Annotated in this window: 17 protein-coding genes; 15 read left to right on the top strand and 2 right to left on the bottom strand. The window is 60.7% G+C overall.

Going from position 1 to position 25,097, the window contains the following annotated elements:
• The 8 genes from VEZ38_RS13165 to VEZ38_RS13130 form a co-directional block, all read left to right on the top strand.
• The coding region (locus tag VEZ38_RS13165; protein ID WP_324894097.1) for an SAF domain-containing protein at positions 1–435 on the top strand (435 nt) is incomplete at its 5' end.
• A gap of 261 nt (positions 436–696) precedes the next feature.
• Positions 697–2,472, top strand: a complete 1,776-nt coding sequence (locus VEZ38_RS13160) for an ABC transporter ATP-binding protein (RefSeq protein WP_324894095.1) — start codon at positions 697–699, stop codon at positions 2,470–2,472.
• A 38-nt stretch (positions 2,473–2,510) separates the two neighbouring features.
• The gene (locus tag VEZ38_RS13155) at positions 2,511–4,886 is read left to right on the top strand and encodes a PAS domain S-box protein (protein ID WP_324894093.1); all 2,376 of its coding nucleotides are present in this window, start codon (positions 2,511–2,513) and stop codon (positions 4,884–4,886) included.
• A 17-nt stretch (positions 4,887–4,903) separates the two neighbouring features.
• Positions 4,904–5,554 (top strand): response regulator transcription factor, encoded by a 651-nt coding sequence (locus tag VEZ38_RS13150; protein WP_324894091.1) that lies wholly within the window; start codon positions 4,904–4,906, stop codon positions 5,552–5,554.
• 43 nt (positions 5,555–5,597) lie between these two features.
• Positions 5,598–6,668 (top strand): phosphotransferase, encoded by a 1,071-nt coding sequence (locus VEZ38_RS13145; RefSeq protein WP_324894089.1) that lies wholly within the window; start codon positions 5,598–5,600, stop codon positions 6,666–6,668.
• A 256-nt stretch (positions 6,669–6,924) separates the two neighbouring features.
• Entirely contained in the window at positions 6,925–7,620 is a 696-nt protein-coding gene (locus VEZ38_RS13140) for an ABC transporter ATP-binding protein (RefSeq protein WP_324894087.1), read from the top strand.
• Positions 7,617–10,103: an FtsX-like permease family protein gene (locus VEZ38_RS13135; RefSeq protein ID WP_324894085.1), complete on the top strand. Its 2,487-nt coding sequence runs from the start codon at positions 7,617–7,619 to the stop codon at positions 10,101–10,103. The genes VEZ38_RS13140 and VEZ38_RS13135 overlap by 4 nt, the downstream gene beginning before the upstream one ends.
• On the top strand, positions 10,096–10,896 hold the full coding sequence (locus tag VEZ38_RS13130; protein ID WP_324894083.1) for a hypothetical protein: 801 nt from the start codon (positions 10,096–10,098) through the stop codon (positions 10,894–10,896). The genes VEZ38_RS13135 and VEZ38_RS13130 overlap by 8 nt, the downstream gene beginning before the upstream one ends.
• Before the next feature lie 58 nt (positions 10,897–10,954).
• On the opposite strand, the gene VEZ38_RS13125 is transcribed toward VEZ38_RS13130, so the two are convergent.
• Both VEZ38_RS13125 and VEZ38_RS13120 read right to left on the bottom strand, forming a co-directional pair.
• The gene (locus VEZ38_RS13125) at positions 10,955–11,389 is read right to left on the bottom strand and encodes a hypothetical protein (RefSeq protein ID WP_324894081.1); all 435 of its coding nucleotides are present in this window, start codon (positions 11,387–11,389) and stop codon (positions 10,955–10,957) included.
• Positions 11,390–11,533: 144 nt separating this feature from the next.
• On the bottom strand, positions 11,534–11,965 hold the full coding sequence (locus VEZ38_RS13120; protein ID WP_324894079.1) for an RbsD/FucU family protein: 432 nt from the start codon (positions 11,963–11,965) through the stop codon (positions 11,534–11,536).
• Positions 11,966–12,174: 209 nt separating this feature from the next.
• Here VEZ38_RS13120 and VEZ38_RS13115 point away from each other — a divergent pair, with 209 nt between their 5' ends.
• The 7 genes from VEZ38_RS13115 (at position 12,175) to VEZ38_RS13085 (ending at position 25,040) form a co-directional block, all read left to right on the top strand.
• Entirely contained in the window at positions 12,175–16,434 is a 4,260-nt protein-coding gene (locus VEZ38_RS13115; RefSeq protein ID WP_324894077.1) for a hypothetical protein, read from the top strand.
• Positions 16,435–16,584: 150 nt separating this feature from the next.
• Positions 16,585–17,553, top strand: coding sequence for a LacI family DNA-binding transcriptional regulator (locus tag VEZ38_RS13110; protein ID WP_324894075.1), 969 nt, complete (start codon positions 16,585–16,587; stop codon positions 17,551–17,553).
• Between the two features lie 78 nt (positions 17,554–17,631).
• Positions 17,632–18,546 (top strand): ABC transporter permease, encoded by a 915-nt coding sequence (locus tag VEZ38_RS13105; RefSeq protein WP_324894074.1) that lies wholly within the window; start codon positions 17,632–17,634, stop codon positions 18,544–18,546.
• A 14-nt stretch (positions 18,547–18,560) separates the two neighbouring features.
• Positions 18,561–19,451, top strand: a complete 891-nt coding sequence (locus tag VEZ38_RS13100) for a carbohydrate ABC transporter permease (RefSeq protein ID WP_324894072.1) — start codon at positions 18,561–18,563, stop codon at positions 19,449–19,451.
• Positions 19,452–19,558: 107 nt separating this feature from the next.
• Positions 19,559–21,223 (top strand): extracellular solute-binding protein, encoded by a 1,665-nt coding sequence (locus tag VEZ38_RS13095; RefSeq protein WP_324894070.1) that lies wholly within the window; start codon positions 19,559–19,561, stop codon positions 21,221–21,223.
• A 27-nt stretch (positions 21,224–21,250) separates the two neighbouring features.
• The gene (locus VEZ38_RS13090; protein WP_324894067.1) at positions 21,251–23,551 is read left to right on the top strand and encodes a GH32 C-terminal domain-containing protein; all 2,301 of its coding nucleotides are present in this window, start codon (positions 21,251–21,253) and stop codon (positions 23,549–23,551) included.
• A 7-nt stretch (positions 23,552–23,558) separates the two neighbouring features.
• Complete coding sequence (locus VEZ38_RS13085) at positions 23,559–25,040, top strand: glycoside hydrolase family 32 protein (RefSeq protein WP_414694714.1); 1,482 nt, start codon at positions 23,559–23,561, stop codon at positions 25,038–25,040.
• The last annotated feature ends 57 nt before the right edge of the window (positions 25,041–25,097 follow it).

Raw genomic sequence — 25,097 nt, 5'->3', positions numbered from 1 at the left:
TACAATCGTGAAGTCATTCGATTCAAGGGGTGCATCTCGAACGCCGCCGGCGACGCATTGCTGATTTACAGACCGTACCATCTGTGCGGCGTGGAGACGGCGATTTCTCTCCTCGTCGCGGGAATCCTGGGCTTACATACGGGAACGGACGATTACCGCCCTCGCTACGATATGGTCAAGACGACGACGCGGGAGATGAAAGCGGGGGAGGTCGTCGGGGGGGACGGAGACCCTTCGTTCAAAGCATCGCTGCTTCCCGCCGGCCCGATCGGCGACGGCTTGCCGATCGCCGCCCATCTGGCGACCGGTCGGAAGTTAACGCGAGACGTTCCGGCCGGTACGCTTTTGACCGCCGATCTAGTGGAGCTCGAGGGCGATTCGGCGTTGTTGGCGCTGCGAAGAGAACAGGATGCGCATTTTCTGGTTCCTAAGTGATTAAAGCTGATTTGCGGGGGCGGCGCAGCTTTTTGCGCGGACCTCCGCAACTTTTTGCGCGGGAGCCTGCAGAGGTTTGCGCGTTCGGGCGGCGCCCTTCGCGATACGATAGGTTCGACCCATAAAGGAGGTTCGAACCATGAACAGAGATAGATTGTTAGAACTCATTGGTTTTTCGAAGCGGCAGCGAACGAACTTCGACGTGATCGCGGGGACGTTCGGATGGATGTGATGCGCGGGCTTCGGAAGTTTTGGCCCTATGTGGCTAAACAAAAGGCGCTGTATTTCGTCGGGTTCGTCGGGAGCCTCTTCCGATTTCTCATCCCGCTCGCGGTGCCGCTCGTCGTCAAATACATGTTCGACGAGCTGCTGCAGAACGGCGCGCTCACGTACGCGGAGAAGCTGCAGCAGATGCTGTCCATCACTGCGGTCGTGCTGGCGGCCTTCTTCCTCGTGCGCGGCCCGATGGAGTACGTCCGGCAATGGTTCCTTCATAAGGCGAACAACAACGTCATCCGGGAGCTGCGGGAGGACGCCTTCCGCAAGGTACACGAGCTGGACGCGAAATATTACGCGGAGCGCAAGAGCGGGGAGATCGGAGCCCGGTTTTTCGACGACGTCGAGAAAATCCGGGGCTACATGACCGCTTTATTCTCGAACGTATGGATCGAGCTGGCCGTGCTCGCCTTCGTCGTCGGTATGATGTTCACGATGGACGTCCGGCTTACGCTGCTTGCCGCGGCGCTCGTCGGTGCGCAATTCGTCACGGCTCACGCGCTGTCCCGCAGGCTCAAGCGAGCGACGAAGCAGATGATGGGCTATCGCTCCGTGCTGAGCGGGTTCGTCTTCGAAAAAATTCAAGGCGCGTTTCTGTCGAAGCTGTTTCTGTCGGAGCGCAAGGACCGGGAGGAATTAAGTCGCCATCTGGACCGCTTCGAGCGCATGACGGACGCTCAAGCGAGGGCGAACGCCGTGTCGCTCGCCGCCGTGAACGTGTTGAGCGACGCGACGCCGTTCCTGGTCGTGTTGGCCGGCAGCCTGTACGTGCTCGACGGCGCGTTGTCGTTAGGAGCGCTAATCGCGTTCTTCGTATACGTGGACCGGATGCGCGGACCGGTGGCGGCGCTGGTCGGCGCGTTCCCCGCCATCGCGGAGGGGGACGTCGCGCTGAAGCGGATTTTCGAGTTTCTGGAGACCGACGTCGGGGTGCGGGAGAACGAGCGCTCGCCCGCGCTTCCCCCGTTCTCGGCGTCGATCGAGTTCCGCCGCGTCTCGTTCGGTTACCGGCCGGACCGACCCGTCGTCGAGGACGTAAGCTTCACGCTGCGCAAAGGGAAGACGTATGCGTTCGTCGGGGAAAGCGGCGGCGGCAAGAGCACGGTCCTTCAGCTGCTGACCCGCATGTACGACACGGATCGGGGAGAGGTGCTCGTCGACGGAATGAACGTGAAGGACGTCTCCCTGGCGAGCATTCGGGCGCAGATGGGCGTCGCGACGCAGGACAGCTTCCTCTACAGCAGCTCGATTCGGGACAATATCCGGCTCGGCCGGCTCGACGCGAGCGACGAGGACGTCGTCGCGGCGGCGAAGAAAGCCTATGCGCACGAATTTATCGAGGCGTTGCCGGACGGGTACGACACCGAAGTCGGCGAACGGGGCGTGAAGCTGTCGGGCGGACAGAGGCAACGCATCGCGCTTGCCCGCGTGTTTCTGAAGGACGCCCCGATCTTGCTGTTGGACGAAGCGACGAGCGCGCTGGATAACGAAAGCGAGCAAGCGGTGCAACGCTCCATCGCGGAGGCGGGGCGAGGGAAGACCGTGATCCTGATCGCGCACCGCCTCTCGACCGTGCTGCATGCGGACGCGATCTTCGTCGTCAAGGGCGGGCGGATCGTCGAGCGCGGAACCCATGCGGAGCTGCTTGCGGCGAATGGATATTACAAGGCGTTGTACGCGGAGCAAAACCGCGCGAGCGCGCGCTTCTTGCGGGGAGCCCCCGAATTTTTGCGCGATGCAACGCCCCAGAATGCATTATAATGACTAGAAGATTAACTTGGACGGGGAGATCGCGAACCATGAGCGTACTCGAAGAGGCGATCCGCGGCGCTGAGCTGCTGTTCTCGCGGCTGCAGGAGCCCGTTTATTTAGAAGATCCGGAAGGCGGCGTCCTGTGGGGGAACGCGGCGTACGAACGGAGCGCGGCTCGTCCGGAAGCGTCGCTCGCGCGCCGGCGACGATCCCCCGTCGTCGACGCGGAAGGAAGAACGGTCGCCTACGCGGTCATTGTCGATCCGGCGCACGGCGGCGGCGACGGCGAGTGGCATCGCATCGTCGCGGAGCATACGTCGGACACGATCGTGCTGGTGGACCGCGAGGCGGTCGTCCGCTTCGTCTCCCCGGCGTTCGAGGAGATGTCGGGGTACCGCATCGAACGCTACGAAGGAATCGACGCCTTCGCCATTATTCACGCGGAGGACCGGGGTCGCGTGCGCGAAAGTTTCGATACCGTCGTCGGGACGAAGTCGGCCAGCGTCGTCGAGTATCGCGTCGTTCGCGCCGACGGAAGCGAGCTGTACGTCGAAGCCCGGGTGAAGCCGGTGCTGGACGCGAACGGAGACGTGCAATACGTCGTCGCGGTCGTGCGGGACGTCTCGGAACGCAAAGAGGCCGAGCGGCTGCTCGAGAATATATTGGAAAACGTCAACGCCGCCGTCTGGTCGACCGATCGCGAGTTTACGAGGCACACGTACATGTCGAAGAGCATGGAGAAGCTCATCGGCTTGCCGCGGGAGGAAGTCATGCACCGGCCGATACGGATGCACGACCACATTCATCCGGACGACAACGACAAGCTTATGAAGGAAGTCAAGCGCAAGCTGGACATGGGGATCCAAGTCGATATCCCGCTTCGCATGATCCACGTCGAGGGAGAGACGCGTTGGATGCGGATGATCGTGCGGCCGGTCCTCGATCGGCACGGCGAGACTGTGCGGCTCGACAGCCTATGCATCGACATGACGGAGCAGATGCGGGCGGAGCAGGCGCTCGAGGAGAGCAAACGGCGGTATCAATCTTTGTTTGAGAACAATCTGGACGGCGTGTTTTCGATCGAGCTCGACGGGTATTTCCTCATCGACGCGAATCCCGCGTTCGAGGCGATTACCGGCATCAAGAAGGAACGCCTGGCCAATCGCTGCTTTCTCGGCGCGATCTACGACGAAGACCATGCGGACGTATACGAAGCGTTGGCCGCCGTCCGGCGGGAAGGGAAACCGAGAGATCTCGAATGCCGGCTGACGCCGACGAAGGAAGGGCAAAAAATCGTCAGCATCACGTTCGTGCCGATTTTGCTTTCAGGCGGCCTCAGCGGCATCCACGGCATCGCGAAGGACATCACGAAGCGCAAGACCGAGGAGCGGGAGCTCATCGAGAGCGAACGCCGATACAAAGCGCTGCAACAAAGCCTCAGCCGATTTTCGAACGATCTCGCGAACGTCATGAAGGTATCCGACCTCGAACGGCGGCTCGTCGAGGAGGTTCGCGACGTGCTCGGCGCGCGACGGGCCGCCATCGAGGAAGTGCCGAACGGCACGGAGCCGTCGCGCCGCATGCCCGAGGACCTCTGGATCCTCATCGGGGAGAAGCGGCATCCGGCATATCTAAGAATCGGCTTGGAGCGGGAGCTGCTGCCGATCGAACGGGAGTGGCTCGAGACGGCCGTCCGGTATGTCACGATTCTATATGACAATTTGCACCTGATCGAAGACCTCATGAAACGCATGGAGGAGCTCGTGTCGGCGAAGGAGACGCCGCGCTGGATGCTTCGGCTGCTCTTCCGGCTGTCCGAGAAGGAACGGGCCACGCTGTCCAGCGATCTGCATGACTCGGTGTTGCAGGATCTGATCATCTGGTATCGCAAGCTGGAATCGTTGCGTTCGCTGCGGCCGTTCGAGCCGGAGACGAAGGCGGAGCTCGTCCGCATCGAAGAGGGGCTGCTCGACGCGATCCATCAAATTCGGATTACGTGCAACGAATTGCGGCCTCCTTTCCTACTGAAGATGGGCTTGGTGGAGTCGCTGAAGCGGCTCTTCGAGTACACTCGGATGTTCGCCAATTACGAAATCGAGTTCGCGGCGAACACGCCGGCGGATCGGCTTAACGAGGAGCAAATCCTTGGCATCTACCGCATCGTGCAGGAGCTGCTGAACAACGCGAACAAGCACGCCCGGGCGGAAAAGGTTTCCATCCGGCTGTCCGAGGCGGACGAAGGTCTCGAGTTTACGTACGCCGACGACGGCGTCGGCATGGACTTGTCCGCGTACGAGGACTCGTTCCGGCACATGGGCCTCGCGGGCATCGAGAAGCGAGTGCTGAGCCTCGAAGGGCGCGTCGCCTTCCGCTCCGCGCCGAAGGAAGGGTTTCGGGTCGAGATCCGCTTCCCCAATGGATAAGAAAAGGAGGAACTGCGATGGAAATTCTTCTAGTAGACGATCATCGCTCGGTCGTCGAAGGCACGAAAATGCTGATCGAATCCGAGCCGGACATGAACGTAACGATCGAGACGGACGTCTATCTCGTGCCCGATCTCGTACGGCTGAAGAAATTCGACGTGATGCTGCTGGATTTATATATGCCGAACATGAACGGGGCCGACTTGACGCGCAAGCTGCTCGAGTATGTGCCGGACGCCGTCATCGTGATTTACTCGGGCTTCGAAATCGCGCCGCATTTCAATTTGCTGATGGAGTCGGGGGTATCGGGTTTTATTTCGAAGACGTCGACGCGGGAGCAGCTCATTCAGGCGATCCGTTGCGCCGCCCGGAAGGAGGCGATCGTGCCGATGTCGCTGCTGAAGCAGCTGCGCCGCAAAGAAATCGTCGTCTCCGGCGAGTCCGGTCGCGAGGAGGCGACGATTACGGCGGAGGAGGACAAGCTGCTGCGGGAGCTCGCCAAGGGGAAGAGCAACAAGGAAATTTCGAAGACGCTTATGATTAGCCAACGCTCGCTGGAGTACGGCCTGACCGAGCTGTTCCAGAAGCTGCACGCGTCTTCGCGCGTCGAGGCGATCAAGAAGGCGAAGCAGCTCGGAATTTTGCCGACGGAGGATTTGTACTCATGAACGGCGATCGCGAGCGGAAAGATTTGACTACGGGAGGAACACCATGAAACGAAGCGTAATTACGGATCCTGCCGATCCCGAGCAGTTCGACCTCGATTATATCGCAGCCTGTCTGCAACGGGGCGGTACCGGGGCGGGACCGCGCCCGACCGGCTTCTCTTTGGAGCGGCTCGGAGCCGACAATTCGACCGCGTATCGCGTTCGGTTGACGTACGAAGGGGCCGAAGCCGGCGAGCCGGCGAGCTTATTCCTGAAGCTGTGCGGGGGCGGGACGTTCGGACGTTCGGAAGTCGATTATTACACGAAAGATTACGCGGGGCAAAGCGGCGTCCCGATCCCGAAATGTTACGATGCCGGCTATGAAGATCGGTCGTACCACCTCTTGTTGGAGGACTTGACGGATACCCACCGCAATAACTGGGAGGTCGAGCCTACGCCGGCTTACGGCAAAGCGGCGGCGAGAGCGCTGGCCAGACTTCACAGTCTTTGTTGGGGGGCGGACCGTCTCGCGGCTTTGGGGTACGAGGTCGTCGACGAACGGCAGTTGCATCGGTATGCGGCCGAGGCGCGCAAGGGGTTCGAGCCGTTGCTCGAGGCGATCCGGGACGGGATCGATCCCTCGTACGCCGTCGCTGCGTCGGACGTTTTCGAACGTCATCCGGACGCAATGGCGGGACGGTTGGCAGCAGGCGACTCATTCGCCTTGGTGCATGGGGACGCCAATCCCGGCAACATCTTAACGCCCAGGGACGGCAGTACGGGCGACATCTACTTTATCGATCGGCAGCCGTTCGATTGGTCGCTCACCAGCTGGGTCGGGCCCAGCGATTTGTCCTATATGATGGTTTTGTGGTGGGAACCGGAACGTCGGCGCGCGCTCGAGCTCGACGTTCTGCGCGAATATCACCGTTCGCTCGTCGCATTCGGGGTCGAGGACTACTCCTGGGAACGCACGTTGTCCGATTACCGATTGTCCGCCTTGCAATGCTTCTATGTCGCGGCTTCTTGGTGCGTGGATCCGAACGAGCGCGCGAACATGCGGTGGTTGTGGAGCGCCCAGCTGGAACGCGCCGTAACGTTTTACCGGGATTGGGGATGCAACGAGTCGTATTAGCGTTCTGCGTTTTACGGTACGGTACATAACGAAATATCGATCGACCGGCATCAAAGCCCTTCGCGATGAAGGGCTTTTTTTCATATGCGTCTACCGACGTCCGCGGCTTGCGCGCGAGGGGCGCGGACGTTGCGCGGAACGCGCAAAACGTTGCGGGCGAAGGGTCAACGTTTGCGCGTCGGCGGCGCCGCTTCCGGTTTATGATGGGTTCATACCGAGAAGGACAACGGATCGGAAACGAAAGGAGTCGAACGAAATGATTACGGTCGAGAAAGTATCGAAGGTGTATGCGCTGGAGGCCGGCGACTTTACGGCGCTGCGCGACGCGGACGTCGCGATTCGCAAAGGGGAATTCATCGCCATTATGGGGCCGAGCGGCTCGGGCAAGAGCACGCTGTTGCAAATCTTAGGCGGCCTCGATCTGCCGACGAGCGGCAGCGTCGTCGTCGACGGGGTTCGCTTGGAGGGGCTCGGCGAGAAGGAGCGGACGCTGTTCCGCCGCACGAGGGTCGGCTTCGTGTTTCAGAACTACCAGCTGCTGCCGATGATGACGGTCTCGGAAAACATCGCGCTGGCGCTCGCGGCGAACCGGACGCCGAAGGCGGACATCGAAAGAATCGTCGACAGGCTCATCCGCGAAGTGAACCTGGAAGGGAAGGCGTCGAGCTTCCCTTCCCAGCTGAGCGGCGGACAACAGCAGCGGGTGGCCGTCGCGAGGGCGCTCGCCATGAAGCCCGCGCTGATCCTGGCGGACGAACCGACCGGGAACCTCGACCGCAAGAACGGCGAGGACATTCTTCGGCTGCTGTCGCGGCTGAATAAAGAAGAGGGCATCACCGTCGTGATGGTTACGCACGACCCGCATGCGGCTAAGACGGCGGACCGGATCATTACGCTGCGAGACGGCGCGGTCGTCGAGGACGCCGTCTTGGAAGGAGCTGGCAGCAAATGAACCTCTGGAACATCGCATGGCGCAACCTGATGCGCCGAAAGCTGCGCACGCTGCTCACGGTCGTCTCGATCGTGATCGGCGTCGCCTCCGCCTTCGCCGTTATCGCCTCCGTCGATTCCGCGAAGAAGGCGTTCCCGCTGTATCTCAAGGAAGCGTTCGGCAAGGCGGATTTCTCGATCTACGGCACCGACGCGACGTTCTCCGCGGACGTACTGCACGACGTCGAGCATGTCGAAGGCGGGACGGCGATCGCGACGATCATGCAAGCGACGAAGATGATCGTCGAAGACGAGCGCGTAACCGAAATCCAGAAGCGGGTCGATCTGAAAGGGTACAGCCGGCTGGATACGCCGCTGACCGGGTACAAGGTCGTCTCGGGCTCGCTCGCCGGCGGGGGCGCCGTCATTACGGACAGGACGGCCCGCGTCTGGAACGCGAGCGTAGGCGACACGATCGCCTTGGACACCGATACGGGCGTGCAGACCGTCCGCATCGACGCGATCGTCGCGTATACGGTGGACCTGATGGGTCCGTCCAGCTGGACGATGGCGAAGTACCACCCATGGACGGTCGCCGTTCCGCTGCCGCTCGTGCAGGCATGGTTCGACCGGGAAGGCGAGATCGAGAGCGTACAGATCAAGGCGCTGCCCGGGGCGGACAAGGCGAGGTTGGAAGCGCAGCTGAAGGCGCTAGCGATGCGGGACGGCTCGATTTACATGCAGCCGTTCGTGCTGGACGTCGACGCGCAATACCGGGGCGCCGACACGTTCTTTCTGGCGCTGTACATCGCCGGATGTCTCGGCATCGCGCTGAGCGCCTTCGTCATTTTCAACTCGATGTACGTAAGCATTCAGGAACGCAGGAACGAGTTCGCCGCCATGAAGACGATCGGCTACACGCCGGAACAACTGCGGCGGTTTGTGTTGTACGAGGTGATTCTTCTGTCCGCCGTCGGCACGGTCGTCGGTCTCCTGATCGGATTTGGGCTCGCGCAGCTGCTGAAGGCCGCCATCTTTATGATCTTCGGCGTCCATGAGGAGAGCGGCATCGAGCTGACGAAGGGGCTCGTCGTCTCGATCCTAGCCGGCCTCATCGTCCCGATCGCCGCCTCGCTGACGCCGATTCGGAACGCCGGCAAGACGAGCGTGATCGCCGCGCTGAAGGAAAGCCGAAGCGCATCGACGGCGCTCCCTCGCTGGCGGGCGGCCGCGGGCTTGCTGCTGATCGTCTCCGCGTTATTCATTAAGCACTTGTTGCTCGTCGTGCCGCTGCTGCTCGGCGTCGCGCTGGTATTCCCTTACTTGTTCCGGGGCTTCGCCGCGTTGCTGAAACCGATCTACAAGCTGCTCTTCGGCTTTGCCGGCGTCGCGGCGTCCCGCAATTTGGAGCGCAACTTGGTCCGTACCTCCGCAACGTCCGTCATCCTGTGTCTCGGCATCGCGATGATTTTATTAATGAGCTCGCTGAATTCCGCGTTGATTCAAACCTACGAGCGGGTGATTCACGCCTCTTACGGCGGGAACCTCGACGTCATGCTGCACCATATCGAGCCGACCGACCTGGAGGCACTCAAGCGAACCGAAGGCGTCGCCGACGCGCAGACGTATCCGGTATACGCGGCGGTATGGACGCTCGACGGGCATGTGCGCAAGCTTGGCGTCTACGGCGTCGGGGCGGATTGGATCGATCGCTTCCCTATGTTCACGGCGAACGGGGAGAAGCAAAGCGAGCTGATCGGGAGCCTCACGAGCGACGAGCTCGTCCTGGACCGGGTCGCGTTCAAAGTGTGGGGCGGGGCCGTCGGGGAGACGTTGACGCTCGATACGCTGCGAGGACCGAAGGAATTTAAGGTCGTCTCCGTCGTCGAGACGATGAAGAACAACGGGTACGGCGCGTTCATGGCGGAGGAGCACTTCCGCGACAGCTTCGGTCTGAAGTACGAACGGAACGCGCTCGTCTTGAAGGAAGAAGGCGTGTCGCCGCTGCAGCTGCGGGAAAACATTTTCGATACGTTCGGTTCCCGCATCGAGTCGATGTTCGGACCGGAAGATTGGGTATCGATCATCGGTGCGACGTACACGGGCTCGTTCAGCGTCGTGAACTTCCTCGTCGTGCTGTCGATCGTCATCTCGGGGATCGGCCTCGCGAATACGATGCTGATGAACGTCATGGAGCGGATTCGCGAGCTCGGCATGATGCGGGCGGTCGGGGTCGCGCGCGGGCAAATCGTCCGCACGGTGATGCTCGAGGGCTTCGGCATCGGGCTCGCCGCGACCGTTATCGGTCTCGTCTTCGGGGTGCTTCTGATCTATATGACCTCGACCTTCCTCGAAGTCAATACGCTCACGTACCGATTCGGCGTATCCTGGACCATCCTGACGCTCGTCTGCGCATTCGGCTTGCTGGTCAGCTTGCTCGCCAGCTACGCTCCGGCTTCGCGGGCGGCCAAAACTCCATTAAGCGAGGCGTTGCGATATGAATAAGATCGGCATTGCGATGATGTTGGCGGGCATTCTTGCGCTGGCGGGCTGCGCCCCCGGCGCATCCTGGGAGGACGAGGCCGCGATCGAGAAGAGCGACCGGCTTCTGTCGGACACGGTGGAGGCCGAATGGAGCGTCGAGGGCGCCGCCGGCGGCGAGTCGATCGTTCGGGTGCGGCTCGGCGCCAATGACGGAACGCCGATCGAGGCGTTCGACGTCAATCATGAGAAGCTGCTGCACTTGATCGTCGTCAGCGAGGATCAGTCGTATTTCAATCACATCCACCCGGAATACGAGGGCGACGGCGAGTTTCGGATCGCGAACGTCTTCCCCGCGGGCGGAAGGTACCGGCTCATCGCCGATTTCAAGCCGACGAACGGCGACGCGATGACGAAGCTGACATGGGTCGACGTGGAAGGGCCGCGGGCCGAGCCGGCGCCGGTCGCGCCGGCCGACCTGCCGGCCGTCGCCGTCGCCGCGGGCACCCGAGTGACGCTGCGCGCGGATGGGCTGGTCGCGGAGGCGCCGACCGCGCTGTCCTTTGCGCTCGAGGACGGAGCGACGGGCGAACCGGTGACCGATCTCGAGCCGTACCTCGGCGCGATCGGACACGTCGTCGTGCTGTCGGAGGACGGAGAGCGTTACGTCCACGTCCATGCCGAAGAGGCGCAGGGTTCCGGACCGGCAGCGGCCTTCGAAGCCACCTTCCCGAAGCCGGGGGTTTATAAAATATGGGGACAGTTTCAACGCGACGGGGAAGTCTTCACGGTCGCCTATGCCGTCGAGGTACGGTAAGCCCTGACCGCCGCGCATAGGCAAGGGGCTGTCCGGCGGACAGCCCCTTGCGAAAATATTAAATCGACGGTACAGACGACGACTGCGACTGCGGCTGCGCCTGTTGCTGCGCCTGTTGCTGCGCTTGCTGGAGCTGCTGCTGCGCTTGCTGGATCGCCTGCTGCGCGGATTGCTGGAGCTGCTGCTGCGCTTGCTGCGCGGACTGCTGCACCTGCTGCGCGGACTGCTGCAGCTGCTGCGTCGACATTTGCGCTTGCTGCGCGGATTGCTGGCTTTGCTGCATCGCTTGCTGCAGCTGCTGCATCTCCTGCGCGGTGGCCTCCGCGCCAAATTGCGTAGCCGCCTGCTGCAATTGCTGCTGGGCCTGCGCCAGCTGCTGCTGCGCTTGCTGGATTTGCTGCGGGTCGGTGCTGGACTGCGCTTGCGTCAAGGCTTGCTGCGCTTGCTGCGCGGTTTGAATCGCTTGCTGGATCGTTTGCTGCGATTGAGTCATACGACGGTGCCCTTCTTTCCTTGGAATGACTTGCCGTTGTTTAGGATGCGGCAAACGCCTTTGGAATATTACGGGAACCGGAAAAAAAGCCGAAAAAGCCGCCCTCCGACGGAGGGGCGGCTTCCGTTCGTTTTCGAACCGCCGCTACGCTTTAATTACGCCTTTCTTTAAGATCACGTTGCCGTACAGCGCCGATTCGCTCGTCGCGACGATCGCGTAAGCGCGTTTCGCGCGCTCGTAGAAGGCGAAGCGCTCCACAAGCTCGAAGCCGGCGTCGCTCCCCGAGCGCTCCCGTACGATGCCGCGGTAGGTCGACCAGACGGGCGGCTCGGACGGATGCTCCGGACCGGTCGCCATCAGCGCGACGGGGCGCTCGACGTATTGATCGAGCGGGAAGAAGCGGACGACCGCGTCCAGCACCTCCGGAATGCCGTGCCCGTCGCAGCGAATCAGCCGCTGCGCATGGCTCGCCGCGGGGAAATTGCCGTCCGCGAGGACGAGCTCGTCGCCGTGGCCCATCTCCATGAGCATTTTAAGAAAGTCGGGGGAAAGCAGGGAAGGGATGCCGATTAGCATAAGTGCCTCCTATTTTCGTATTTTCATAACCTCGTTCTAATGGTAAACGATTTCAACCGGCCGAGGGAAGCGAAAAATTAGATAACGTCGCTTGCGACGAAGGTAGCAGAGACTCCCTAAATGCCTGAGTATAATGTCCCGAATCATAGAATATTTGTATAAAGAATGGAAAACGGAGGCGGTTTGCTCGATAGAAGGGAGCTCGATGCATGGCTTTATTCGTTTATATGACGGAGCAATGCCGCAAGGATGCCGAACGACACGCATATGCAGACAAGTTGGAGAGCTGGAAGCAACGGATCGAAAGCGACCAACGTACGACGCTATTCAGTAACTTCCCCCCGCCTTATCTCAAGAAACGATTCGAAAAACAGATTCGGTTGATCGCCGGAGAGCGCGTCTTCGGGGAGCATGTCGTCGTTGTGTTTTACCGGCTGTTCGTCCGGGGAGACAAGGAATATTTGAAGCTGACGGCGGATGCGAGGGCGTACGGCGAGCAGCACTTGACGCCGATGGTAACCGACGAGTTGCTGCGGACGTGGTTGGAGGGGGTCAGCAAGAAAACCGCGATCGCGAAACAGGACCCGTCGGAGATCGAGATGTCGTATCTCTGGGAGGTCATGGCCCGCACCTCGGAAGAAGGCAAAGACGTATTCGTGCTGGAGAGCCCTTTGTGGGTGGCGAGGAGCAAGGAAAAATCCGTGGAGCTGCGATACATTATGATCGCCAAGCATCTACTGACGATCGTGTTCGACAAAGAAGGCCTCTCCGAAGCACAGGAGGAGCCGATCCCTCAGACCGATCTCGTCGTCGTGTACCGTTATTTTCCCGCGCTGCGCAGGGTGTTCTTGGCTGGCTTGTATCGGCGGGGAGAACGGGAGGAAGCGCGAAGAATCAAGCAAACCTACGAGCATATTCTCGAAAGCGACGCCCAGGACCTCGCTCCCGAGGATGTGTTGAAGGAATCCTCGAGGGCTTATTTATACGAACTGCTCTTTCACGAGGAGAAATGGGCCGAAGCGGAAAAGGACGAAGTGGCCAATCTCGCGCTTTCCCCGGAAGAGTCGCAAATATTGGAATCGGCCTACCGCATGGAGGGATTTCCGCTCTTTATCAACGGCAGAGCGGGCAGCGGCAAATCGACCATTCTGCAATACTTGTACGCGGATTACGTCCGCCATTACCTTGACATCGGCGAAGCGTCGATCAAGCCGCTATACTTAGCCTTCAGCGAAGAGCTGATCGAGAAAGCGATCGGCAATGTGCAATCCTTAGTCGGCAAGCAATATTCCGCGTCGCACGCGGCGACAGTCCCCCCTCCGAGCCGGAAGGCCATAGAGCCGCTGTTTTCCCCTTATCGGAAATTTCTCTTCGGATTGCTCGAGCCCCAGGAGCGAGGCGAATTTCCGGAAGAGCGCTACGTGAACTACTCCGCCTTTAAGCGGCTGTGGCACCAGAAATTCGCCATGGACAAACATGCGGGCAAGTATCCCCCGGACTTAAGTTGGCATGTGATCCGCACGTTCGTTAAAGGGTACGATGCGGACGATTCCTTAGAGCCCTCGGATTACGAGCAGCTGTCGAAGGATGAGCGGGTGATCACGCTGGAGCAATACCAACTCATTTTCGAGCGCGTATGGTCGTCGTGGTATCGCGGCCTGAGAGAGGACGGCCTGTGGGACGACCAAGACCTCATTCGACATCTGTTCCGGCACGATCGGATCCAGCCCCGGTATACGGCCATCTTCGCGGACGAAGTGCAGGATTTTACCAGAATCGAATTGGAGATGCTGATGCGCTTGTCGATCTTTTCCGACCGAAAGCTGTCTCCTCAGATGCTGGCGCGGGTGCCGTTCGTCTTCGCCGGAGACCCGTTCCAAACCTTGAATCCGACCGGGTTTCGTTGGAGCGCGGTAAAGTCTTCCTTCGTGGTGAAATTTGTCCAGGCGCTCGACCCGGCCCGGCAGTCGCAGATGAAGGATATGAACTATCACGAATTAAGCTATAACTATCGTTCTACGGAAAACATCGTCAAATTCAGCAATTTGGTGCAGCTGCTTCGGTCCGCGCTGTTTCAACAATATGAAATCAAGCCCCAAGCCGTGTGGATGAACGAGGAGAGTTCCCCTCGGCCGGTCTGGTTTACGACCAGCGACGGGCAGTTGGCCGATTCGCTGAAGAACAATTCCGACATCACGATCATTCTTCCTTGCGACGAGGGCGAGGAGGTCGAATTCGTCCGCCGAGATCCGTTGCTCAGCACGATCGTGAGAACCGACGAAACCGGCGTTCCGCAAAACGTGGTCAGCGCGATTCGCGCGAAGGGATTGGAATTTTCGCGCGTCGTCGTGTACGGATTCGGCAAGCACGCAACCTTCAGCCCTCTGGAGGAGCTGGAAGGAGCGGTCGGCGCCTCCGACCGCCATGACGAGCATTTGACCATGGAATATTACATTAATAAGCTTTACGTCGCGATCAGCCGCCCGAAGAAGCGGTTATATATCGTGGATACGCAGCAATCTATCGAGGACTTCTGGTCGTTCGCGACAAAGACGGACGCCGCCGACCTTCTTCGTTCGTCGATGAAGCGGAACGGAGAGCTGTGGACCGGTCAACTGTGCCAGATGCAGCCCGGGGTGTTCGAGAATTGGAACGAGGACCAAGAGGATATGCTGCACATCGCGCAAAAATACGAGCGGGAGGGGAAGGCGAAATCGGACCCCTTCCTGCTGCGGGCGGCTGCTTTATCCTACGAAACCCTGAACGACGAATACAAGACGAACGAAACTCGCGCTTACGCGTTGAAGCTGGAACAACGCTACGGAGAAGCGGGAGAATTGTACCGGAAAATCGGTTTATCGACGTATGCATTAGAATGCTATTGGAGGGGCAAGCAATACGACAGCATTCTGAGTTTGGGGGAGGAAGCGGCGGAGACGCGCAGACAGCTGGAGTACGCCGTAGCCGAATACGTAACGGGTCCGAAGACGCCGCAGCTCGCCCACAAGATTACGGCGTCGATCTTGCAAAAATCGGATACGTCGCCGGAACTCTTGACGGAAGCGAACTGGCACGACGCCGTAAGGGATATCGTCGCCTCGATCGCCGCCCTCGTGCCTTCGGAGGAAAGCCGGGAGCTGTGGCCGGCCATTCACCGTTTCGTCATGGATTTGGCGTACCGGGGCGTGGAGCTGGAACAGCAGCATCTCGCCAAGCTGCATTATCAGGTCGGCGATTACCAGCAAGCGATCCGGAGCTGGGAGCGCGCAGGCCGGATGGATACGGCATTATATAAGGAAGCCAAAACCGCTACGCTCGCGGCGCAATTTGCGGAGGGCGGGCTTACCGGCTTCACGAAGACGGATCTCGATTTGCTGCATGAGCATTTTCTGAACGAGAAAAACTATCGTTCCTGTTTAACGCTCTGTCGTCAAGGGGAGGGAATGAACCGATTCAAGCCGCTGCTCTTAGAGCTGGCGAAGCAGGATCATCCGCTCTTGCGCGAAGCGGCCGGCGCTTATCTGGAGGCCGCGGTGGAGAAAGGGCAATGGAAGGAGATTTCCGAGTTTTTGCAGCAGCGGACGATGGCCGACGTGCGCCGCATCCGAAAGCTGATCGATACCGACCCCTCGTTCATCCGTTCCGTATATTATACGTTATACATTGCTCTGGCGAATTCCTCGCTCCTGCCGGCGTTGTCGGTGAAGGAGAAGAGCGGCATCCTGCAGCACGTTCGCCCTTATCTGTTAAGCGACGGCATGCTCTGGTCGGACGTTCTTCCGCTCGAAGCGGCGGGCGCCGTTCTCGAGCGGTTGGGCAGGGACGTCGACTGCTTGCAATTTTACGAGCGGGTCGCGGAATCGGAGCTGTTCGACGGCCGCCAGAAACGGTTTGCGGAGGAACGGTGGCTAGCCTGTAAATACCGGCAGGCCGATCGGGAGATCGGCGAAGGAAAGCCGAAGGCTGCGGATACCGCCCGGCGTCACTACGAAGAAGCCGAGGCGAAGCGGGCTTCGCTCGGGTTGGAACGCGCGGATTTACCCGAGTACCCGGCGTTGGCCGCGGCGGAGTCGGTACTGGAGGAAGCCAAGGCCGAACGACCGGAGGGCGGCGGCCGAGAGCTCGCGCAGGTCGCAAGCGCGCCCGCGGTTGCGAAGGAGGACAAACCGGCGGAACGGCCGAGAGCGAGGCCGGACGTCAAAAACGCATTCGAAATGCAACTCGACGCGTTCCGGTTGAGCTATTCCAGGGGCAAGGGCAGACTGATCATCGAGGACGGACAGATGGAAATCGTCTCGATTCGGATGAAAGAGAAACTGTGCCAAAGCGTGGACGTGGAAATCGAGGAGATCGCGCCTTGCCGGTTCCTTTGCGAAGCTTGGAACTTGGAGGCGCATTTTGCGGATGCCGGAACGTTGACGTTGACGCTGGGCAGCCTCGGGTTAACCCTGCAGCTTCCTTGCGAATAGTATGCGGGACGCCCCGATGCCGGGAAGGAGGCCTCGGGGCGTCTTTTCGCAAAGGGATTTGAAACGTTTCAAAAAAACTTATTGAAACGTTTCCAAAGAGGTGCTATAATCCAAATCATAACGAGAATGCGATCTTTCGGAGGGCCTCATATGTCCAGCATTAAAGACGTCGCGAGCCTCGCCGGCGTCGCGGTCGGCACGGTGTCCCGCGTCATCAACAATATCGGCTCGGTCAAGCCGCATACGCGCGACAAGGTGCTGGCCGCGATCGAACAACTCAATTACGTGCCGAACGAAGTGGCGCGCAACTTCAAGATGCAAAAGTCGAAGATGGTCGCGTTGCTGCTCCCGAGCATCTGGCATCCGTTCTTCTCGGAGCTGGCGTATTATATCGAAGACGAGCTCGACCGGCACGGCTTCAAGCTCATGTTGTGCAACAGCGGCGGCAAACCGGAGAAGGAACTGTACTACTTCGATATGCTGCTGCAAAACAAAGTCGCAGGCGTCGTCGGCATTACGTACAACCATATCGAAGACGAAGTGAGCGCCGACATTCCGCTGGTCAGCATCGACCGGCACTTTGCGAAAGCGATTACATGCGTCACCTCGGACAATTACGAGGGCGGGCGGATCGCGCTTCGCGAGCTGCTCAAAGCCGGAGCCAAGAAGCCCGCGTTCCTTGGAAGCCGGCCGGTGGTGTACAGCGATACGATGCAGCGCAAAGAAGGCTTCGTGCATGAGGCCGCCCTGCATGGGATCGATCCTATCGTGTACGAAGGGCCGGACAAATGTTTGGACGACGCGGGCTTCTACCGTGCGTTTCTGGAGGAGCACGCGGATGCGGACGGCTTGTTCGCGATTACCGACATGGCGGCGGCGATGTTTATCGAGGCGGCGAAGACGGTCGGGAGGCGGGTGCCCGAGGATGTGAAGGTCATCGGGTACGACGGCATTCAGGATCATCCGTACTTTCATCCCGTCCTGTCCACGATCCGGCAGCCGGTCGAGGAGATGGCGCGCACGGCGGTCAAACTGCTGCTAAAGAAGATCGACGGGGATCATGTCGGGCAAGAGACGGTGCGCATTCCCGTCCAATTTCGACCCGGCGAAACGACGTAATTTTATTAAAATGATTTTGAAACGTTTCAATTGTAATTCGGGCATCTTGACGACGGCACCCATCGGGAGGTTGACGACATGCTTACTGCAAGACGCGCGGCGAAGCGCATCGCGGCGAACTGGGAGCTTTACGCACTGATCTCGTTCCCGGTCGCGTACTTCTTTATTTTCCGGTATATCCCTATGTACGGCGTAACGATCGCCTTTAAAGACTTCACCCCGGCGCTTGGGATCTGGGGCAGTCCCTGGGTCGGCTTCGAACACTTCCGCACCTTCTTCGAATCGTACAATTTCGAGCAAATTTTACGGAACACCGTGATCCTCAGCGGCTTGCTGCTGCTTATCGCGTTCCCGATTCCGATTCTCGCCGCGCTCATGCTCAATCAGGTCGCGCAGCAGAAGCTGAAGCGGTTCATTCAGACGTCGATTTACGCGCCTTATTTTATCTCGACCGTCGTGCTGATCGGGATGGTGTACGTATTCCTGTCCCCGAACAGCGGCATCGTCAATCACTTGATCGTCGCGCTCGGCGGCGAGCCCGTCTTGTTCATGGCGAAGGCGGAGTGGTTTCGCCCGATCTACGTGTTCACGGAGGTGTGGCAGAACACCGGGTTCGCTTCCATCATCTATTTGGCGGCGCTCGCGGGGATCGACCCGCATCTGCACGAGGCGGCCGTCGTGGACGGGGCCAGCAAGTGGCAGCGCGTCCGCCATATCGACCTGCCGGGCATCGCGCCGACCGTGCTGATCATGTTTATTTTAGCGATCGGCAGCTTGATGAATATCGGCTTCGAGAAGGCGTTCCTCATGCAGACGGACGTCAACGTCGACGCCTCGGAAATCATTCCGACCTATGTGTACAAGATCGGCATCCAACGTGCGCAGTACAGCTTCTCGGCGGCGATCGGCTTGTTTAACGCGGTCATTAACTTGATTCTGCTCGTTATGGTGAATCAAGCCGTAAAGAAGATGAACGGCAACAGCCTGTTTTAAGGAGGGGATCGACGATGCCGAGCTTGAAACGGAAGTCAGGCAGCGATCTAGCGTTCGACGTGTTGAATTATTCGCTGCTGATCGGCTTCACGCTCCTAATTTTATACCCGCTGTATTTCATCTTGATCGCTTCGTTCAGCGATCCGAACCGGGTCGCCGCCGGGGCCGTGTGGCTGTGGCCGCGGGATATAACCTTCGAAGGGTATCGGCGCATCTTCGGCGACGCCGCGATCTGGATCGGGTACCGGAATTCGCTGCTTTACGCGGCGTTGTCCGCCTTGATCGGCACGGCGCTGGCCATCATGGCCGCCTACCCGTTGTCGAGGAAAGACTTTTACGGCAGGAACGTCTTCATGATCTTTTTCGCGATTACGTTGTTCTTCAACGGCGGGCTGATCCCGACGTACCTGTTGGTGAAAAACCTGCACCTGATGAACACGATTTGGGCGGTCGTGCTCGTCTCGGCGGTGGACGCGTTCGTCATCATTATCGCGCGCACCTTCTTCCAAGGACTGCCGGAGGAAATCCGGGAAGCGGCGAACATGGACGGCTGCACGAATATGCGTTACATCTGGAGCTTCGTGCTGCCGCTATCGAAGCCGATTATCGCGGTGTTGGTGCTGTTCGCCGTCGTGCGGCAATGGAACGGGTTTTTCGAAGCGTTGATTTATTTGAACGACAGCGAAAAGTATCCGCTGCAGCTCATATTGCGCAATATCCTGATCGAAAACCAGCCCTCCGGCAGTCTCATCGACGACATCCAGACCGCGCTGGAGAAGCAAAGGATCGTTGGGCTGATCAAATACGGCGTAATCATCGTGGCCGCGCTGCCGCTGCTACTATTGTATCCGTTCCTGCAGCGGTATTTCGTTAAGGGCGTGTTCATCGGCTCGGTCAAGGGATGACGATCCGTCTCAGGGAGAGGGGGAATGCGCGTTCGGCCGACCGAACGGCCTTTTGCAGCGGTGGCGAGACTTCTATGGAGAAAACAAATATAGGGAGGTTACGATCTATGAAAAAAAGAACGGCACTCTTCTTATCCATGGCAATCGGCATGACGATGACGCTCGCCGCATGCAGCGGGGGCAACGAGCAGCCGAACGACGCGAGCGCGGAAGCCGGGGAGCCGGCCGGCGAGACGAAAGGCGAAGGAACGTCGGAAACCGGCGCCGTCGCGTTCCCGCTGAAGGAGCGAGTCACCTTGAAAGCGGTTGCGCACCGGCCGCCGCTCGCGCCGAGCGACTTCAACGAACAGCCGCTCATCAAGGAGCTTGAGGCGAAGACGAACGTGCATATCGATTGGGAAACGATCGTGGAGACGGATTACCTGGAAAAGCGCAACCTGCTGCTGGCCAGCGGCACGCTGCCGGATTTCTTCTTCAGCGGCCGGTTCTCGGACAGCGAGCTGGTACGGTACAGCAAAGACGGCATCTTGATCCCGCTCGACGACCTGATCGAAAACCATATGCCGAACCTGAAGGCGATCCTGGACGCAAGGCCGGACATTAAAGCGTCGCTGACGGCGCCGGACGGACATATTTATACGCTGCCGCAAGGGGAGGAGTTCGGCTCCGGGCAAGAGGAGATCGGCGCGAATCCCGACTTCCTGTATTTGAACAAAGCGTGGCTCGACAAGCTTGGCCTTGCGATGCCGAAGACGATCGACGAATATACCGAGGTGCTGCGCGCCTTCAAGACGCGGGACCCGAACGGCAACGGCAAGGCGGACGAAATTCCGCTCACGTACATCGACAATTTCTGGACGGGCGACATCGGCGTGCTGTTCGGCGCGTTCGGCGTGCCGGATAAGACGTACCGGCCGAGCAACCCGACCTATATCGACCACCTGAACGTCGTCGACGGCAAGGTGCAGTTCGCTCCCCAACAAGAGGGGTATAAGAAAGCGGCCGCCTATTTGCACCAATGGTTCGCGGAAGGGCTCGTAGATCTCGATGCGTTCACGCACGACTACGACACGTATTTCGCCCGCGGGAAAACCGAGGACGAGACGATCGGCTCCCTGATCTGGTGGGATAAGAACGACGTCGTCGGGCCGGAGCGCGGCGAGCACTGGGTGCTCGTGCCGCCGTTCGAGGGCATGGTCGTGAAGTGGAACAACGGCGGCGGCTTCGGCCGCGACGGGGTCACGATCACGAAGGACAACAAGCATCCGGAAGTGACGGCGGCTTGGCTCGATTGCTTCTATGAGCCGACGATGGCGGCGCAGGCGCGCTTCGGTCCGATCGGCGTCTGGTTCGAGCAAGACGCGAGCGGCAAGCTCGTCCCGAAGACGGTGGAAAACCCGGGCGAATTCCGGCAGAGCTCCGCAGTTACGAACGGCATCGGGCTGCTGCTGTACGACCACCTGGATCAGGTCGATTATATCGAGCCTCGCGCGGCGCAGCGCATTAAGGACAGCGTCGAAATGTACGTCCCGCAGATGGAAGACGAGCGTTATCCGAACATCTTCTTCCTCGACGACGAGCTGCGGACGATCGACCGCCTGAAGCCGGACATCTCGGCGTACGTCAACAAGATGCGCGCGCAATGGCTGCTCGAGGGCACCGTCGAAGCGGATTGGGCGAATTTCCAAGAGACGCTGAAGAAGATGGGCATCGAAGAGCTGCTGGCCGTCTATCAGGCGGGGTACGACCGTTATTTGCAAGCGCAGAAGTAAAGGAGCTTCGGGAGGGAGAGAGCGGCGGTGCCATACGTAGAAAAAGAGCGGGAACGACAACGTCCTATCGCCTACTGGCCGTTCGACGAGCGATCGGGCTTCGCCGCGGCGGACGTCGCCGGCGGCGTTCGCGACGAAATCGAGTTCGCGCTGCGCAAGGGCAAATATCAATTGCCGGTCGAGCCGATTCGCCGCGAAGGCGTGAACGGCGGCGCCCTGCTGTTCGACGGGTATTCCACGTTCGTTCGTCGGCCGGCCGCCTCGATCCGGACGCCGGCGGACGGCTTCTCCGTCAGCGTCTGGCTCGCGCCGCGGACGTACGGCCGCGGGGAAGAGGGGCGCGTCTCGCCGGTCCTCGACCACCACGACCGGGAAGCGGCTCGGGGGTACGTCTTCGGCTTGCTGCGGGACGGCGCTTGGGCGCTGCAGCTGGGAAGCGGCGGGGCTTGGCATGAGCTCCGGTGCGAGGATCGCCCGATTCCGCTGAACGCTTGGTCGTTCGCGGTCGCGACGTTCGACGGCCGCAGCGGGACGATGGCGCTGTACTTGAACTGCGTCGAGGCCGCCCGCCTCGAGCTCGGGGGGGCGGCGGTCGTGACGCCGTACGACGGCGATTTGCTGATCGGCCGAAACAACAAGTCCGCGGTGCTGGCGGAGGCGTTCCGGCTGAACCATTACGACGGACTCCTAGACGAGTTGAAGCTGTACGACCGACCGTTGTCCGCGGGGGAAATCTCGTCGGCGTATCGGGAAGCCCTTGCGCCGCACGGCGGCGTCGCTCCGCCGATTCCGCCGGAGGATTACGCCGAAATTCGGGGGCAGCGCGCGAACGACCACCATCGGCCGATCTTCCACTTGAGCGCCCCGGCGCATTGGATGAACGAGCCGCATGCGCCGTTGTATTACAACGGCCGGTATCACTTGTTTTATCAGTACAACCCGCGCGGGCCGTTTTGGAATCATATCTACTGGGGGCATTGGGTGAGCGACGATCTCGCGCATTGGCGGGACGCGCCGCCCGCGCTGGAGCCGGAGGCGGGACTCGACCCCGACGGCGTCTGGTCGGGCAGCGCCTGCCTCGATGCGGACGGGAAGCCGGTTCTGTTTTATACCGCCGGCGATTTCTCGGCGTTCCCGACGCAATCCGTCGCCCTCGCGCGAAGCGTTGATCCGGCGGACGGCGAGCTGACGCAGTGGACGAAGCACCCGAAGCCGGTCGTCGAGCAGCGGCCGGGGCAGGGCTTATTCGGCGAATTCCGCGACCCGTTCGTGTGGGAGGAGGGCGGCGTCTGGTATATGCTCGTCGGAGCGGGCACCGGGGAGCCCGACGGAGGCGGCACCGCCTTCGTCTATACGTCCGCCGGCGATTTTTCCGAATGGACGTACCGCGGCCCCTTGTTCGTGAGCGATTATAAGAAGTATCCGTACCTCGGCGTCATGTGGGAGCTGCCCGTGCTGCTGCCGCTGCCGAAGCTCGAGGACGGAAGGCACGTTCCGTCCGGCAAGCATGTGCTGCTGATATGTCCCTGGGGCGAAGGCGCCAAGGTCGAGGTGAACTATTGGATCGGCGAATGGAACCGGGACGTATGCCGCTTCGTTCCCGACCATGACGAGCCCGGTCTGATGGACGTCGGCGACTTTCACTTTACGGGGCCCAGCGGCATGATCGATCCGGCGACGGGGCGCGCGCTGCTGTTCACGATCGCGCAGGGGGAACGGACGCCGGAGATCGATTACGATTGCGGCTGGTCTCACGGAGCCGGCCTGCCGGTATCCTTGACGCTGCGCCCGGACGGGCGGCTCGGCTTCGAGCCGATCGAGGAGCTTCGGCTGCTCCGAGGCCGGAAGCTGCTCGAGGCGCGAGGGGCGCTGGAGCCGATGAACGAACGGCTCGAGCGCGTGCAGGGCGATGCCCTGGAAATTCGGTGTACGTTCGAGAGCGTTCGGGCGATGCGCTACGGGCTCGCCGTCCGGCGGTCTCCCGGCGGCGAGGAAGAGACACTGCTCGCGTACGACGCATCGACGGAACGGCTGGAGGTCGACCGCACGCGGTCGACGCTCGACGCGTCGGAGCGCATCGGCGGCGTGCAGGGCGGCGCTTTCTCGACGGAAGGGGAGCCGTTGACGCTGATCGTGTATGTGGACCGTTCCATGGTGGAGTGTTACGCGAACGGACGTAAGAGCCTCACGACGCGAACATATCCGTCCCGTTCCGACGCCATTGGGCTGCGGCTGTGGGCGGACGGTCCGATCGATAGCGTGCGGATAGACATTTGGGAAATGACCCCCGCCTATCCAGAACGACAATTTCCGACGAGAGGGAGCTGAGAACTTGCTGCAGACAAAGAGCGATCAGGATACGTACCGGCCGCAATTTCATTTCTCGCCGGCTTCGGCTTGGATGAACGACCCGAACGGCATGGTGTATTACGAGGGCGAATATCACTTGTTTTACCAGCATCACCCGCATAACGCCTTCTGGGGCCCGATGCACTGGGGTCATGCCGTCAGCCGGGATTTAGTGCATTGGGAGCATCTGCCGATCGCGCTGTTTCCGGACCGACACGGGGCGATTTTCTCCGGCAGCGCCGTCGTGGACCGCGACGACGCGACCGGCTTCTTCGACGGCGGGTCGGGCCTCGTGGCGATGTTTACGCATCATGCGGAGGTCGAAGGCCGCGTATTGCAGCGGCAAAGCTTGGCGTACAGCTCGGACAAAGGGCGAAGCTGGACGATGTACGCGGGCAATCCGGTTTTAGAGGATCGCCGGTTCGTAGATTACCGGGATCCGAAGCTGTTTCGCGATGAAGCGCGGAAGCGGTGGGGGATGGTACTGGCGGCCGGAGACCGGGTCGTGTTTTACCATTCCAACAATTTAATCGACTGGACGTTCGGCAGCGAATTCGGCGTGACGGAAGGCTCGCATGACGGAGTATGGGAATGTCCGGATTTGTTCGAGCTGCCGATCGACGGCGACGAGGCGCGGCGGAGGTGGGTGCTTCTCGTCAGCATCGGCCCGAATCCGGAGCTGCCGGAAGGCTCCCGCACGCAGTATTTCATCGGGACGTTCGACGGCGAACGGTTCGCGAACGACGACGCGCCCGAGACGGTGCGCTGGCTCGAACACGGCCGCGACAACTATGCCGGGGTAACATGGTCGGACGTGCCCGCGCAGGACGGCCGGAGGCTGTTTATCGGTTGGATGAGCAACTGGTTGTACGCCGACAAGACCCCTACCGGCGGGCAGGGGTGGCGCGGCGCGATGACGCTGCCGCGCGAGCTTGCGCTGCGGACGCGGCCGGACGGCGACGTCGCGCTGTCCCAATCGCCGGTCGCGGAGCTGGAGACGCTGCGGGAGCCCGTGCTTCGGCTTGGCGAGTCGACGCTGCGGCCGGATTCGGCGAATCCGCTGGACCGTCTGGCGGAGGATCGGTTCGAGGTGGAAGCGGAATTCGAGCCCGGGGACGCCGAGTCGTTCGGGTTCGCCGTACGGTCCGGCGAAGGGCAAGGAACGGTCGTCGGGTACGACGCGGCGCGCGGCGTCCTATTTCTGGACCGTTCGGCTTCGGGAGACGTCGGCTTTCACGAGCGCTTCCCTTGCCGGCACGAAGCTCCGGCGCCTGCGCGTGGAGGCCGCGTCAAGCTGCGATTGTTCGTCGATCGGTCTTCGATCGAGGTATTCGCGAACGACGGCGAAGTTGTCATGACGGATCTCATCTTTCCCGACCCCGGCAGCCGCGGGATGCGCATCTTCGCCGAGGGCGGCGAGGCCCGTTTGGTTTCGCTGGAGCTGTATCGGATGAAATCGATTTGGTAAGTAAGCAATGCGGCAAGTAACAAAGCAGGGCTGCCCCTCGAGCCGTCGTCGAACGGC

This window comes from Paenibacillus sp. (assembly GCF_035645235.1).
Classification (GTDB): Bacteria; Bacillota; Bacilli; order Paenibacillales; family YIM-B00363; genus Paenibacillus_AE.
This window is presented reverse-complemented; position numbering and strand designations above follow the sequence as displayed.